General features: G+C 64.0%; 10 protein-coding genes. 4 read left to right on the top strand and 6 right to left on the bottom strand.

All coding sequences use genetic code 11. From position 1 onward, the window contains the following. Nucleotides 1-36: 36 nt before the first annotated feature. Entirely contained in the window at nt 37-2,304 is a 2,268-nt protein-coding gene (locus P9M14_09775) for an FHA domain-containing protein (protein MDP8256027.1), read from the top strand. Between the two features lie 223 nt (nt 2,305-2,527). On the opposite strand, the gene carB is transcribed toward P9M14_09775, so the two are convergent. Beyond that, nucleotides 2,528-5,725 carry a carbamoyl-phosphate synthase large subunit gene (carB, locus tag P9M14_09770; protein MDP8256026.1) on the bottom strand — a complete coding sequence of 1,066 codons (3,198 nt, stop codon included), beginning with the start codon at nt 5,723-5,725 and terminating at the stop codon, nt 2,528-2,530. Between the two features lie 96 nt (nt 5,726-5,821). Further along, nucleotides 5,822-6,904, bottom strand: coding sequence for a 4Fe-4S binding protein (locus P9M14_09765; protein ID MDP8256025.1), 1,083 nt, complete (start codon nt 6,902-6,904; stop codon nt 5,822-5,824). A gap of 126 nt (nt 6,905-7,030) precedes the next feature. On the opposite strand from P9M14_09765, the gene P9M14_09760 reads away from it, so the two are divergent. Further along, nucleotides 7,031-7,765: a hypothetical protein gene (locus P9M14_09760; protein ID MDP8256024.1), complete on the top strand. Its 735-nt coding sequence runs from the start codon at nt 7,031-7,033 to the stop codon at nt 7,763-7,765. A 20-nt stretch (nt 7,766-7,785) separates the two neighbouring features. Next, nucleotides 7,786-9,198 carry a 2-hydroxyacyl-CoA dehydratase family protein gene (locus P9M14_09755; protein MDP8256023.1) on the top strand — a complete coding sequence of 471 codons (1,413 nt, stop codon included), beginning with the start codon at nt 7,786-7,788 and terminating at the stop codon, nt 9,196-9,198. A 28-nt stretch (nt 9,199-9,226) separates the two neighbouring features. On the opposite strand, the gene P9M14_09750 is transcribed toward P9M14_09755, so the two are convergent. The 3 genes from P9M14_09750 to P9M14_09740 form a co-directional block, all read right to left on the bottom strand. Then, a complete protein-coding gene (locus tag P9M14_09750; protein MDP8256022.1) occupies nt 9,227-10,624 on the bottom strand; it encodes a hypothetical protein in 1,398 nt (465 codons plus the stop codon). A 107-nt stretch (nt 10,625-10,731) separates the two neighbouring features. Then, nucleotides 10,732-11,940, bottom strand: coding sequence for a 4Fe-4S binding protein (locus P9M14_09745; GenBank protein MDP8256021.1), 1,209 nt, complete (start codon nt 11,938-11,940; stop codon nt 10,732-10,734). Between the two features lie 47 nt (nt 11,941-11,987). Beyond that, nucleotides 11,988-13,049: a hypothetical protein gene (locus tag P9M14_09740; protein ID MDP8256020.1), complete on the bottom strand. Its 1,062-nt coding sequence runs from the start codon at nt 13,047-13,049 to the stop codon at nt 11,988-11,990. A 117-nt stretch (nt 13,050-13,166) separates the two neighbouring features. Between P9M14_09740 and P9M14_09735 the strand changes: the two genes are divergently transcribed. Continuing rightward, nucleotides 13,167-14,786, top strand: coding sequence for an alpha-glucosidase (locus P9M14_09735; protein ID MDP8256019.1), 1,620 nt, complete (start codon nt 13,167-13,169; stop codon nt 14,784-14,786). Between the two features lie 156 nt (nt 14,787-14,942). Here P9M14_09735 and P9M14_09730 read toward each other — a convergent pair. After that, nucleotides 14,943-15,590: TonB-dependent receptor (locus P9M14_09730; GenBank protein MDP8256018.1), on the bottom strand; the 648-nt coding region annotated here is incomplete at its 5' end.

Below are 15,590 nucleotides of genomic sequence, written 5' to 3'. Positions count from 1 at the left end.
GGCCGTGGCCCTTGCTTGTCAATTGCGGGAGACCAGATGGCATACCTGGTGTTCAAACACGGTGCGCAAAAGGGACGCAGGATCGAAATCGACGCCGACGAAATCCGCCTCGGCAGCAATCCGCGCGCACAAGTCCGCATCGACGATCCGGGTGTAGCCGATCTGCATGCGATAATTCGACGCAGGGGCGATCGCTATATGGTTGAGGATCGTGGGTCCAAGCGCGGCACGTATCTCGAGGGCAAGCGAATAAAGATCGGCGAGCTGCACGAGGGCGGCACACTCAAGCTGGGCAAGGCCACGCTGACGTTTCATTTCGACCTGGAAAAGCCGACCACCAAAGCCAAGGAGAAGACGCGGCCGGTGTATCGGTCGGACGCGGGCATCATGCCGACACCGGGCCAAGCTCGAACCAAACCACAGGTCAAGGAACAGGACGACATTGACCTCGACATCGGCAAAGCTGTGCGTAATGCGCTTTCCGACTACAAACAGGAGAGCGAGCGGCAGCTTAGTGATAAGAAGATCAAGTTCCATCTGCCGAGCAAACGCACGATGCAGATCGCACTGATGGCCTGCGCGCTGCTGGCGGCGATGTTTCTCTTCAGCCTGATCGCGCACTACGCACCGCATCGCACCAACCCGCAACGGCCCGACCAGGTCCATACGCGCACGGCCCAGGCGCCTCCGCGCGTCGAGGGCACGCCGCGCGATGTGCGGATCAAGCTCGACTTGGGCCAGGGCGGCAACGATGTGGGCAGCGGCAAGAAGATCGTGCTCAACGCGCCGGGCGGCGGCGGCGCGGGCGGCGGCCGCAGCATGGGCGGCGGATCAGCGGGATCGAGCAACATGCGGGCGAGCATCGAGATCGCGGGCACGCCGCGCAAGCCGAACATGGCCATACGCCAAAGCGGCGGCAGCGCGGGCGGAAGCGCAGCCCCGTCCATGCCCTCGGGAGGGTCAGGCGCCCCGCCGCCACCCTCGAAGCTCGACTCCGGCGCGCCGATGCCGGACATGGCCGGCATGATGGATGGAGCCGGAGGAGGTGCGGCCGCGAGCGGCATGCCGATGCTGCCCAAGCCGGAGGTCGAACACGAGGAGTGGGACCCGGACAACATGGACGAAGAGGGGATGTCCGAGGAGGACCGCGAGGAACTGCGCAAGGCGTTGGCCGCGTTTGACGATCTCCCGGAGGAGGATCCCAAACCCGATCCTGCGGACCCTGCGCCGCCCCCGCCCGTACCTCAGGCTACCGCAGGGGGCGGTTCGGTCAGCATCAGCTACACGCCAGGCGAGGGGCAGGTCAAGCGTCCGCGCATGCTGCGCTGCGAGCTCGAGGTCAGCGACTACCTGCTGCCCAACGGCGGCCTGCGCGCTGTGCTGCCGCGCGAGGACGGCTCATTTACCGTCTACTGGATCGACGGCCGCAACGTGTTTAGCCGCACGTTCCATCATTCGGGCCTGGCCCTGGGCGAGCGCCAGAAATTCGTGCTCGACGAGCCGCTCGAGCTGGGCCGCAACTCGATCGCCGTGACCCGCGACGGCGAGCAGTTGGTTGTGTACCAGGATTTTGCGGCCGACGGTCACGCCGCGATCTATCTGCGGCGCTTCTCAGCAGCGGGCGAGGAACTGGGCGATCCCCAGCGCGTGGACCAGGGCGAGGGGTTGTGGGCAAGCAACCCGGCGATCAGCGCCACCCAGAACGGACGCATTGCCGTGGTCTGGCAGAGTCTGGGAGCGGACGGCGAGGGCTGGGCAGTGATGGCGCGGATGCTGGGCGACCAGGCTGCGCCGCTGGGTTCGGCGTTCGTTGTCAACGAACACGCGCCGGGCGACCAGGGCAACCCGTCCACAGCCCTGGCGGCCGACGGCACCCTGGCCGTGACCTGGACCTCGGTGGGCCAGGACGGCTTCGGCTGCGGGATTTTCGCCCGGCTGTTCGACGCGCAGGGAAAACCGCTGGACGAGGAGTTCCGCGTCAACCGCTATTGCTGGTGGGATCAGAACTGGCCCGCGGTGGCCGTAGGCAACGACGGCTCGATCGCGATTAGCTACGCCTCGTTTCATCAGGACCGCTCGAGCTGGGGTGTGTTCGTGCGGCGCTTCGACTCCACGGGCGAACCGCTGGGCAACGAGCAGCAGGTCAACCTGCAATACCTTGGCGACCAGAGCTGGCCCTGCGTGGCATTGGGCAGACGCGGCGAGATGTTCGTGGCCTGGGCCTCGGGCCACCTGGCGCGCGAGGACTGGCAGGTGCTGGCCCGGCTTTACGACCAGGACGGCCGTCCGCGCCTGGTGCCGTAGCCGGTGGTTGCGGGTCTAGGCCGCCTCTGCTCGCGATAGGAGGGAGAAACGGCAACGCGGCAACGTGCTGCATGTTGCCGCGTCCGTCCCAGGCGAGCCTACACACAAAGATCGATTTCTCGATCTTTCCCCACTTCCCATATCTTTCGACGCGGGGTGGGTCGTTGAATTACGGCCCTGGTTCGCTCGCGTGTTTTGCGGGCACCTCAAAGGTGCCCTGCGCCTACTTGATGTCGCGGTGATAGCTCTGCAACGACTTGACTCTGATCCGCCCCTCGCGTGCCGCGCGGATTCCGCGGGCTGCGGCGCGACCGGCCGCGGTGGTGGTGAAATAGGGGATCTTGTACTTGATCGCCGCCTTGCGGATGTAGCTGTCGTCGTACACGCTCTCCTTGCCCACCGGCGTGTTGATGATCATCTGGATCTCGCCGTTGTGCAGCGCGTCAAGGATGTTCGGCCGCCCCTCGTGCAGTTTGAAGATCTTTTCGCACTGGACGCCTTGCTCGCCCAAGAACTGCGCTGTGCCGCTGGTGGCGATGATTTTAAATCCGAGATCGGACAGTTCCCGTGCCGCGGGCAGCACCAGCTGCTTGTCGTTGCCTACTACCGTTATTAACGCCGCGCCCTCCAGCGGTGGTGCGTAGCCCGAGGCGACCTGCGCCTTGTGAAACGCCAGGGGGAACGAGTCCGAGAGACCGAGGACTTCGCCGGTGGAACGCATCTCCGGACCCAGCAGCGGGTCGACCTCGGGGAACATGTTGAACGGGAAGACCGTTTCCTTGACCCCAAAGTGCGGGTACTCGCGATGGTGGGTGTCGGCCTGCGCCAGCTTGCGACCGAGCATCACATCGGTGGCGATGCGCGCCATTGATACGCCGGTGACTTTGGAGACCAGCGGCACGGTTCGCGAGGCGCGCGGGTTGGCCTCGAGGATGTAAACCACGTCGTTGTAGATCGCGTATTGGATGTTCATCAGGCCCACGACCCGCAGCTCAATGGCGATGCGTCGTGTGTAGTCCTCGATCGTCGTCATGTGGTGCTGTGCAATATCGGTGGGCGGAATTACGCAGGCGCTGTCGCCGGAGTGGATGCCGGCCAGCTCGATGTGCTCCATGATCGAGGGGATGAACACCTGCTCGCCGTCGCTGATCGCGTCGGCCTCGCACTCCAGAGCGTTCTCGAGGAACTTGTCGATCAGCATCGGCTTTTCCGGGGTGATCTCCACCGCGGCGCGCACGTATTTGATCAGCGTCTCCTCGTCGTAGACGATCTCCATTCCGCGGCCGCCCAGCACGTAGGAGGGCCGCACCAGCAGCGGGTAGCCGATCTTGGCAGCCACGTCCAGCGCCTGCTCCAGCGAGGTCGCGGTGCCGTTTTCAGGCATCGGAATTTGGAGCTTGTTCATCGCCGCGGCGAAGCGTTCGCGGTCCTCGGCCAGGTCGATGCTGTCGACCGAGGTGCCGAGGATCTTGACCCCGGCCTGCTCGAGCTCGGCGGCGATGTTCAGCGGGGTTTGCCCGCCGAACTGCACGATCACGCCCTCGGGCCGCTCTTTGTCGTAGATCGAGAGCACGTCCTCGACCGTGATCGGCTCGAAGTACAGCTTGTCCGACGTGTCGTAGTCCGTGGACACGGTCTCGGGGTTGCAGTTGACCATGATCGACTCGTAGCCCAGCTCGCGCAGGGCGAACGCCGCGTGCACGCAGGTGTAGTCGAATTCGATCCCCTGGCCGATGCGGTTGGGGCCGCCGCCGAGGATCATCACCTTGGGCTTGTCCGAGACCTCGACCTCGTCCGGCGCGTTGTAGGTCGAGTAGTAGTAGGCTGCGTCCGCGCCGCTGACCGGCACGATGTTCCAGGCCTGCTTGATTCCCAGCTCGAGCCGACGCTCGCGCAACGCGGTCTCGGAGAGCCCGAGCAGCCGCGCCAGATAGCGGTCGGCGAATCCGTCGCGCTTGGCCTGACGCAAGAGATCATCGGGCGGCAGGCTCCCGCGATATTCCAGCAGTTGCTGCTCGAGTTCGACCAGCTCCCGCATCTGCTCGAGGAACCAGGGCTTGATGTAGGTCAGCCGGTACAGCTCGTCGATGCTCATACCCTTGCGTAGCGCCTCGTAGATGATGAACTGGCGTTCGCTTGTAGGGTCGACCAGCAGCCGCTGCAACTCCTCGATCGGCAGCTCGTTGTAGTTCTTGGCGAAGCCCAGGCCGTAGCGGCTGATCTCCAGCGAGCGAATCGACTTTTGGAACGCCTCCTTGTAGTTCTTGCCGATGCTCATCACCTCGCCCACGGCGCGCATCTGCGTGCCCAGCTTGTCGATGGAGCCGGGGAACTTCTCGAACGCCCAGCGCGCGAACTTGACCACCACGTAGTCGCCCGAGGGCGTATAGCGATCCAGCGTGCCGTCGCGCCAGTAGGGGATTTCCGACAGATCCAGCCCGCCGGCGAGCTTGGAGGAGACCAGGGCGATCGGGAACCCCGTGGCCTTGGAGGCCAGGGCCGACGAGCGCGAGGTGCGCGGGTTGATCTCGATTACCACTATCCGGTCGCTCTGCGGATCGTGGGCGAACTGGACGTTGGTCCCGCCGGTGACGCCGATGGCGTCGACAATGCGGTAGGAGATCTCCTGCAGCCGCTGCTGCAGTTCCGGGGAGATCGTCAGCATCGGCGCGGTGCAGTAGCTGTCGCCGGTGTGTACGCCCATCGCGTCGACGTTCTCGATGAAGCAGACAGTGATCTTTTTACCCTGCGCGTCGCGCACCACTTCCAGCTCGAGCTCTTCCCAGCCGAGCACCGACTCCTCGATCAAAATCTGACCGACCATGCTCGCCGCGATACCGCGGGAGGCGATGATTTTCAGCTCCTCGAGGTTCCACACCAGGCCGCCGCCCGTGCCGCCCATTGTATAGGCCGGTCGCACCACAACCGGGTAGCCCAGTTGTTCGGCGATCAGCTCGGCGCCCTCGACCGTGGTTGTGGCCTCGCTGCGCGGCATCTCTACGTCGATGCTTTCCATCGTGCGTTTAAACTCGATGCGGTCTTCGCCGCGCTCGATGGCGTCGGCCTGCACGCCGATGATTTGCACGCCGTATTTATCGAGAACGCCGTTGCGGTGAAGCGCGGATGTTAGATTGAGTCCGGTCTGGCCGCCGAGGTTGGGCAGCACCGCGTCGGGCCGTTCCTTGGCGATGATCAGCTCGAGCTTCTCCACGGTCAACGGCTCGATGTAAGTCGCGTCGGCCATCCCCGGATCGGTCATGATAGTCGCCGGGTTGGAGTTGACCAGCACGATCTCGTAACCCAGTTGACGTAGGGCCTTACAGGCCTGGGTCCCCGAATAGTCGAATTCACAGGCCTGGCCGATGATGATCGGACCAGAACCGATGATCAGCACTTTGCGGATGTCGTCGCGTCGCGGCATCGAAGTCAACCTCGCAGATGTAATTATGGATCGAAATCAGCTCATGAGAATTTACATCCTCGACGCGCAAGGGGCAATCCCGGCCGGCGCGAAGCCTCAGCGCGACATGATCTCGATCAATCGTTCCAGCCGACCTTTTTCCTGGGCCATCTGCAGGCCCATCTGTTGCACCGTTTCGCAGATCGCCGGACGCTGCTCGCGCTCGCGCAGGCGGATCGCATTTGCCGGACAGGTCGAGACGCACAGGCCGCAGCCGATGCAGCGCTCGGCGTCGACCAACGCCGTGCCGTCGGTTACAACGATCGCCTCGATCGGGCAGCGGTCGTCCGCGCAAACAGCGCAGCCGGTGCAGGCTTGCGCGTCGATTGCGGCGACAAATGCGCTGGTGGCGATGGCGTGAGGATTGCCCACCTGGGTCAGGCCGCGCAGCACCGTACAGCAGCACGAACAGCAGTTGCAGATCAGGTTGGCGCGGTCGGCGCTGTTGTTGCTGGTGTGCACCAGGCCCGCGGCCTCGGACAGCTCCAGGGCGCGCAGCGCCTCGTCGTGGTCAACATGGCGCGCGTAGCCGCGTTCGACCAGGAACTCGGCCGGCGGGCCGAAGATAATGCAGACCTCCAGCGGGCGCTCGCACTTGGCCACGCTTACGCGGCAGGCGCATTTGGTAAGCGCGATGTAATCCGCGCCGCGCACCAGATTGGCCACCACCTCGTAGGGGTGCACGTGCAGCTCGGCGTTTACCGATTTCTCGACGGGCACCACTCGCATCGGCGGAGTAGGATTGCCGCAGAACTGGTCGCCCAACCCGTCGTGGTGGTAGCGTTCCCACAGCTCGGCCAGCCGTTCGAGCTCGGGCGTATTTTTACCGCGCATGAACGGGAACTCGAACAGCCCGGGGATCGTTGGCAGCAGACCGTATAGCGCGCGGCCTTCCTTGCGGCGGCAAAAAACCAGCGCCCGGTCGGCCAGGCGTTCGAGCATCTGGCCGGTAGTGTCCGGATCGAGCTGCGCGGCCGTGGCAATTTTTTCCACTGGCTGGGGCCGAAAGCTCATGGCCGCGGCCAGGGCGGCCTCGTCCTCGCTGAACAGAATGCGCAGGATCTCGTCGAAAGCCGGAGAACTCGGTGCGCTGGAGGGGTGGGCGTCGAGCACCTGCCGTAGTTGTTCGTAAACGTCCATCATTGTTCTCCGATTATTTCGCGGGATTCTAACCCAGCTCTCGCCGCACTGCACGCGGGCTGCCAAATCGTATTCGTGCTGTGATAAAATTATCGGATGAATGTATTGAACATGGGGGGAAGACCGATGCGCAAGCTGATGATCATTCTGGCGGTCGCAGTGCTGCTTACTTCCGCGGCCGTGGTTTCTCAGGACGCGGCGTCGATATTGGCAACGGTCGACCAACTGTGGGTTGACCGCATCGGCAGCATGGACAGCGGAAAGAAGATGTTCGGGATGTCCCAATCGGCGTTCGACGTCGACGGATCGTACGACGCGGCGTGGCGCGCATCGCGCGCGGCTTTCTGGGTCTGCGACCGCACCGAGGATAAGCAGGTCGACAAGCAGTGGGGCCAGATCGGCGAGGACTGGGGCACAAAGGCCGCGGCGCTCAATCCCGGCGGCGTTGAGGGGCACTACTACAAGTGCATCTGTCTTGGAGAGAAGGGCAAGGGGATCGGCATCCTGCGCGCCTTGACTCAGGGACTGGGCAAAAATTACGAGCAGTCGTGCAACCGCGCCATCGCGATCAACGGCGATTTCGACCGCGGCGGCCCGTACCGCGCCATGGGGCGCTACTACCAGAGCCTGCCCTGGCCGAAGTACGATCCGGAAAAGGCTGAGGAGAATTTTCTCAAGTCGCAGAGCATCCCGCGCACCAATTTCTACCTGCTCGAGCTCTACATCGAAGAGGAACAGTGGGGCAAGGCGCGAGCGATCTATAACAAGACCGTGGCGATGAGCCCCGACCCACAGGCGCTGTGGGAGGACCGCTTCTATATCGGCAAGACCAAGGCGCTCGAGCCGCAGATCAAAGATTGACGGTCGCTCAATCTCAGTCGATGAACGATCCGTATAGCACCGGGCTGTTCGAGCGCGCGTCCGATCTGTTCGGCCTGACGCTACGCATCGGCGATTCGATCAGCGACGAGGAGCTCGAGGGGCTGCTGAGCCTGCTGCCGCGCGATCCGGCCGCCGGCTTGGGCGCATTCCTCGCGCCGCACGTACGCGAGGCGAGCATCCCGTTTTTGAAGATGATCGGCCGTTGGCTGATCGACGCGCGGCGCGCGTCACAGGGCGATGAGTACGTGATTCTGGCGCCATTTAACTTCCCGCCGGAGCTGGTTACAGTCTTTGACAATGCCCGGGTGCTGACCTGCGAGCTGCTGACCACCATCGGCGTGGTCGGCCTCGAGGGGCAGGGCGAACGCTACTTTGACGCGGCCATCGGCCTGGGTCTGCCCGACCACATCTGCAGCTCGAGCAGCATCGAGCTGGGCTCGCTGCTCTCCGGCGCGTCACTGCGGCCCGACGCGTTGATCTCAGCCGGACCCGGCGGCTGCGACGCCAACGCCAAGATCCACGAGTTCGTGTCAGTGCAGTTGGATATCCCGCAGCTGATCTTGGAAAAGCCGGTGGACGATACTCCGCGCGGACGCGAGCTGTACGTGGCGAACTATCGCTCGCTGATCAGGGGACTTGAGAACCTGTGCGGCCGGAAGCTGACCGAGGAGATGCTGCGGCCGGTGGTGCAGCGCTCCAACCGCTGCACCGAGCTGTACTGGGAGCTGTGGGAACTGCGCAAGGCCCGGCCTTCGCCTGTGCCCAACCTGTTCTCAATGCTGATTTACGGCGTGCGCTTCAGCACCTGGGGCACGGACCAGGGGATCGAGATGCTGCAAAAACTCGTTGACGTGGCCAAGGATCGGCTGAGGCGCGGCGAGTACCCGGCCAAGCGCGAACGGGCGCGCTGTCTGTGGGGCTACACCAGCATCTACTTTGACTTCTCCGGACTGTTCAACTGGTCCGAGGAGCAGGGGATTAGCCACATGGGCGATATCCTCGACCTGTTCTGTCCGCAGCCGATCGACACCACGTCGCTGGACTCAATGGTGCGCGGCATGGCCCTCGAGGCCTCCAACATGCCGATGACCAGGCAGATGGGTGGGTCATCGATGTCCCAGTGTTGGGTCGAGGACGTGCTGCACGCGGTGCACGACCTGGGCGCGGATTCGGTGATCTACTGCGGACACCACGCCTGTAAACAGACCTGGAGCGTGGTCGAGATTTTACGCAAGGAGCTGATGCGTCGCGCGGGAATCCCGCTGCTGGTTTTGCAGACCGACTCCTGGATCAGACGCATGACCCCCATCGGCGTGGTCCAGGACGAGATCCAGAGCTTCGTGCGCAACGTGCTGCAGGACGACTCGTCCCGCACCAGACGCCCGCGAAAACGCGCCGAGCTCGTAGGGTAGGCGGCTTCGAGCCACCTAAAAGGTGCCGCTACTCGACCGTGAATTTCAGGTAGCTCACCTCGCCGCTGATTAAGACCTCGACTGCCCCTGCGGACGCGTCGCCCGAGCCGATCAAGTTCCCCATCTGGTCGTAGAGCCACCAGGTTCCGCTCGCGTCGGGGTGCAGTGGCACGCTGACGATCTCGGACTTGAACAGGTCGAAGTCCGAGCGCCACAGGCCCACGGCCCACTGACCGTTCTCGTTTGCGAACGCATGGGCATAGAGGTTCTCGGGCCAATCCAGGGCCGCGGCCAGGTCGCCGGCGTAGCTTTGATCACCCAGCGCCTGGTGGAGACCCATCAGCGCGGAGTACGAGGGCTTGGGCTGCGGATCGTCGCCGGGCCAGGTGTAGAGTCCGAAGAAGTCCTCGGTGATCAGCTCGGAGTTGCCCGAGCCGTCCCAGAACGTATACCAGTAGTAGCCGACCACACCGCGGCTGGCGCTGATCATCACGCTGCGCGCCAAATACGCGGCCTGGCATTCTTTGGTCAGGAAGTAGTCGGGCCAGCCCATTTCGGTCAGATAGATCGGCTTGTCCGGGCAGCCCACGCGATCGAGGGTCCAATACGCCTGGTCCAGCAGTCGGTGCAGGCTGGGGTAGCTGATGCCCAGCAGCGGCACTTCATGCTCGGGACGCGACTGCTGAAAGAAAGCATAGGGGTGAATCGCCAAGGCGTCGAAGTGCTCGCAGACATCGGGGTGTTCCTGCCAGACCTGTAGCAGAAATTCCCACATCCCGTCGGGGCTCAGCGTACCGTCGATCCAGGCCGCTATGCCGCCGAAGATCACCGTGGCCGAGTCGTCGGCCTCGTGTACCGCGTCGTAAGCCGCCTCGAGCAGCAGTCCATAATGTTGCGGATTGGGCTCGGGCTTCCAAAAGCGCCCGGTGTTTTGTTCGTTCCAGACCTCGTAGAGGTCGATGCGATCGGCATAATGCGCGGCCAGGGTTCCGGTGTAGTCGGCCCACTTCGCCGGGTCGATCTCGTTGTGGCTGCCGCCGGGCATGGCCCAGTCCACGCCGAAATCGAGAATCGCGTTGACCCGCATCGAGCTGTCGTTCACCAGATCGACCATCGTGTCGTAGCCGTCGAAGTACCAGACGTCGTCCTGGGCCTCGATGGTTCTCCAGTGGAAGTCGGTGCGTACGATGTCCACCCCCGCGCGTTTTAGGCGCTCGAGCTCGAACTCGCGGGTCCAGCTGTAGCCCGTGCCGCGGCTTAAGTGGCTCGAGATCCCCAGGATATCGTCCAGGGGCGGACCCGAGGGCGCCATGCCCTGGTAGGGGTCAACAGGCTGCTCGTCATCGTCATCCGTCGAATCGTCGTCGGACGCATCGTCGTCATCGTCGTCGCCATCGCAGGCAACCGACAGCAGGACGACGGCCAATATTATCAGCAGAAATATCGATAGGGATCTAAGTCGCTCGATCATTGCTCGCTCTCCCGTTCTGAGTTCGGCCGCAGCATAGCACGGCCCACTGCGGGATTCAGTCCTCAGCCGAACAGCCGTCCGGCCCAGACGCGCACGCTGTTGCCCAGATAGCTGGGCAGACCTTTAAGCAGCAGGCCGTTCCAAGAGCCCGTGGGCGGCTTGGCCTCGTCCAGCGGCTCGAGGTGCAGCGCGTCTTGCTTGCAGGCGGTGACGCACAGGCCGCAGCCGATGCAGCGCGCGCGATCGAACAGCGGATGGCCGTCGGCCAGGGTCCAGGCGTCCATTGGGCAGATCCGCACGCACGAACCGCAGGAGTTGCAGCTTTGCGCATCGAGCGCGGGCAGGAAGTGCGGCACGCTGATTAGGCCCGGCGTGTTGAAGTCGCGCACCATGCGTAACGCGTGACAACAGCAGCCGCAGCACGAGCAGCTGCCGTTCCCCTTGTCAATGTCGCCGGAGTTCATCATCCAGGTTACGCAGCCTGCCTGCTCGGCCTCGCGTTTAATGGAGATCAGCTCGTCGCGGTCAATACGGCGCATCATTCCGCGCTCGACCATCGGCTTGACCATCGGGCCGAACACCGTGCAGTTCTCGGTAGGCTTGCCGCAGCCCTTGCCCACCAGCTGCATTGCGATTCGGCACTGGCAGTGGCCCACGGCGAAGTCGTCAAAGGGTTCGAGCACCTGTTCGAGCAGGTCGCTGGGCCAGGCCGAACGCAAACTGGGCGCCACCTGTCCCACAGGCAGGTAACGCACCAGCGACGAGTGGCGCGAGCCTGGGTAATCGACGTAGTAGCGGGTCTCGAACAGCTCCTCGAATAGCTCGGCAAATCGTTGGTGCCAGGAGTTGTACGAGCCGATGTCGGAGGTCATCAGCGCCATCTCAAAGGTCCCGGGCACGATGGGCAGGATCGTGTATTTGCGCGGGCTGCCCGCGGCAAGGATCACTTTTTTGGTCAGCGCCAGGCTGTCCAGCAGCGCCTCGACCTCGTGCAGCGGACGGCCGGACTTGGCCGCGACCTTCTGTGCGCTGCGCGGTCGCAGCGGCGGCAGGTGCTGGACCAGGTCGGCCTCGTTCTCGTCGAACATCTGCGCCAACATCTGCAACAGCAGCTCCGAGCGCGGTGGCCCCATCAACAGCGGCGAGGAGTAGTAGCGCGCCAATCGCAAGTGCGCCTGGGTCGGACTCGATGCAGTATTGAACCCGATGGTCCGCGCCGCGGCGTCCACATCGAGCCTGATTGTCCTCGGGCCCTGCTTCTGTAGGGTCATAGGCCTGTCCTTTGAGTTTTTCCTATTTGTTGCCGACGATGACCAAGCTACAGACATCGACCTAAAAACTCAAAGAGGTCCTCGCCGTTGTCGGCAAATCCGTAGGGCGCCTCGTAAACGCGGGCCGGGCAGGATTGTAGCCGGTTGATGTTTTCGGCAAAGGGGTGCAGCGCCGGGAGCATCTCGTCGAGCAGTCGGCCGCTGCGTGCCTCGAGGCTGAGGTAGCTTCCTTGGCAGTCGCTGACGTAACAGCCGATGCGCGGATCGATCCAGACCAGCAGGTTGCCCAGCACGCTGCCGCCGGAGTGGCCGACCAGGCCCACGCGGCCCGGATCGAGCTCGGCCAGGGTCTCGAGAAAGCGTTGGCCGAGCAACGCCTCGTAGGCGTGCAGCCCGAGCAGCGAAAAGCCCTGCAGCAGCAGCTCGCTCGCGGCCAGGTCCTCCCAGGCGTCCGCGTCCGAGCAGCGCAGCTCGGGAATGAGCACAATGTAGCCCGACGCGGCGAGCTGGCCGCCGTAGTGCTCGTGTACGAACAGCTCCGGGCTCTCGCCGTGCCCGTGGAGGGCGATCAACGCCGGGAACGGGCCCGGCCCGCGCGGGATCAGCAGCAGGCAATGGAACGCGCCGACGTAGGGGTCGACGAACAGCAGGTCGCTGCGCTCGTATTCCCAGTGCAGCTCCTGTTTCAGCAGGTAGACGTGCAGCGGGCGGCGCTCCAGGCCTTCGAGTAAAAAACCGATGTTCAGCGCGTCGACGATCGTGTCGGCCAGCAGGGGCCCGTCGATCTGCCGCATTGTTTGCGCCGGGCTGCGCGACAGCAGGCGTTGTTTGAGGCGCTTGCGCCCCATCGGCTGGGCGTGGCGGGTCGCCAGCGCGATGAATTCGCAATAGTCGTCCACCGGCAGGCCGTACTCATCGCAGCCGCCCGGGCTGTAAGGGTAATCGAGCAGTTGCAGGCATTGTCCCGGATTGCAGGTCTCGTCGGTCGACGGCGCGTCGATCACGCAGCCGCGATCGAGACGCCAGTCCGGCGGCGGCCGGCGATCACAGGCGCCCAGCGCCAGCAGCGCGGCCAGTGCCGTGAGTGTGATCCGTCGCAGAACCGGCATCGTTTGCAATCCTACTCGATCGCGCGAGCGAACCCCATCCCGCGCCGCGGCCTTGTGCCCAGGGTCGTGCGCTACATATCATAGCGTGCAGACTCGACAAGCCTTAGGAGGGCGCAGATGGCCGAGCAACCGTGGTGGAAGACCGGGGCGATCTATCAGATCTACGTGCGCAGTTTCGCCGACTCCAACGGCGACGGCATCGGCGACTTGCCGGGGATCATTTCCAAGCTCGACTACCTCAACGACGGCACGCCGAACTCGCTGGGCGTGGACGCGATCTGGCTAACGCCGTTCTACAACAGCCCCAACCGCGACTTTGGTTACGACGTGTCGGACTACCGCTCGGTGCACCCCGAACACGGCACGCTGGACGACTTCGACGAGCTGGTCCAGCAGGCGCACAAGCGCGGGATCAAGGTGATCCTTGATTTTGTGCCCAACCACACATCGGATCAGCACCCGTGGTTTCTCGAGTCGGCCTCGTCGCGCGACAATCCCAAACGCGATTGGTATGTCTGGGCCGATCCGCGCGACGGCCGCGAGCCCAACAACTGGACCGCCGCGCCCGGGGGCAAGGCCTGGAAGTTCGATCCGACAACGGGCCAGTATTTCTACCACGCGTTCTTCGACTTTCAGCCCGACCTCAACTGGCGCAACCCCGAGGTGCAACAGGCGGTGCTCGGCGACATCCGCTTCTGGCTCGAGCGCGGCGTGGATGGCTTCCGCCTCGACCTGGTCAACTATTTGCTCGAGGACGAGTCGCTACGCGACAATCAGCGCTCGCTCAGCGGTTGGTACATGGGCAAGCTCCAGGACTGCCGCCACACGCGCGACCTGCCCCAGACCCACGGCGTGCTCGAACAGTTCCGCGAGCTGACCGATGCCTTTGACGCGCGGATGATGGTCGGCGAGGTGGTCTCGTTCCCCTGGGAGGATTCGCCGGCCTCGTCCTACACCAACTCGCGCGAGCTGCACCTGGCGTTCAACATGGAATTCCTGGCCGTAGCGCGCTTTGGCGCGGATCGCTTTCGCGCGGTGGTCGATCGTTTTGAATCGCGCTGCCCCGAAGACGGCTGGCCGGCCTACGTGCTGTCGAACCATGACGTGCCGCGTCATATCGGCCGCCTGGGCGGCTACGCGATCTACAACCACCGGCCCCACGCCTTTGACCGCGCCCGAGTCTGCGCCGCGATGCTGCTGTGTTTGCGCGGCACGCCGTTTATGTACTACGGCGAGGAGCTGGGCATGACCAACCGCTGGTGGCCGCGCTCGGCAGTACGCGACCCGCTGGGCCATCTGGCCTGGCCGCTGTACCAGGGGCGCGACGCCAGCCGCACGCCCATGCTCTGGCAGCCCGGAGCGGGCGCGGGGTTCAGCGCGGGCGAGCCCTGGCTGCCCATCGATCAGCAGGCCGACGAGCTTTGCGTACAAAGCGCGTCCGCTGATCCGAACTCGCTGCTGAGCTTCTATCGACGGCTGATCTGGCTGCGCAAACGCACGACGGCACTGCAATCCGGCGACTATCAGCCGCTGGGCGATCCGCGGCCCGGGCTGTTCGCATTTAGGCGCACTACGCAGGATCAGTCGGTGCTCGTGACGCTGAACTTCAGCGGAAAGCCGCAGGCCCTGGATGCGCCCGTGGACGGACGCCTGTTGCTGAGCAGCGCCCAACGCCCTGAGGCGCTTAAGGGCGCGATTACCCTCGAACCCTACGAGGTGCTGATTATCGAGGAGTAGACTGCCGGACACGGTATGGCACGCGAGCGACCATAATCATTGACCAACGATGCTCGCCGCGACGCGGGGCTTAGCGTTGAACAATGATGGTCGTGCTGCGCGAGTTTTGCGGGCACCTCAAAGGTGCCCCACCTACACACAAAGATCGATCTTTCTTCAGAACTCCAGCGAGAGGCCGCCGTAGAGGTTGCGGCCGGGGGCGGCTTTTTGCGGCGACTGTTCGTAGTACACGTCGAACAGGTTGCGTCCCTGTACGAACAGCTCCAGGGCGTAGCGGCCGCCCCGCCAGTTGAAGCGTTGGGCCACGCGCGCGTTGGTCAGGCCGTATTCGGGCATAGTCTCGATAGTGGCCTCGCGCCCTTGCAGCTCGTAGCGGCGTTCGCCGGTGTAGAAATATTGGGCAGCCAGGGATAAGCCGAAGCCGAAGTTCAGGCGCAGGTCCGCGGCCAGGCGCTGCTCGGGCCGGAAGTCCAGCGACTTGAGTTTGCGTTCGCCGCGACGGTCCTGGGTCTGCATCCAGGTGTGGCTCACTTTGGCATAGAGCAGCTCGTCGAACAGTTGCAGCTTCAGGTCGCTCTCCACGCCGCTGATCAGCGCGCGGTCCACGTTCTCGAAGGTATAGCTGTTGCCAAGATCCTTCTTGCCGATCAGATCAAAGGCGTCGCAGCGAAAGTAGGTCACGTCGGCCCATAGCGGCCCCAGGCCGCGCACGCTGATTCCGGCGTCGAGGTTGTAGGCGTGCTCCGCATCGAGCTCGGGGTTGCCGTTGCTCGAATAGAGCGTCTTGAGGTCGGGGAACGCGGT

Origin of the sequence: Candidatus Alcyoniella australis, assembly GCA_030765605.1 — a bacterium.
GTDB lineage: Bacteria > Lernaellota > Lernaellaia > JAVCCG01 > Alcyoniellaceae > Alcyoniella > Alcyoniella australis.
Note: the sequence above shows the minus strand (reverse complement) of the source record. Positions and strands in the feature narration are given on the sequence as shown.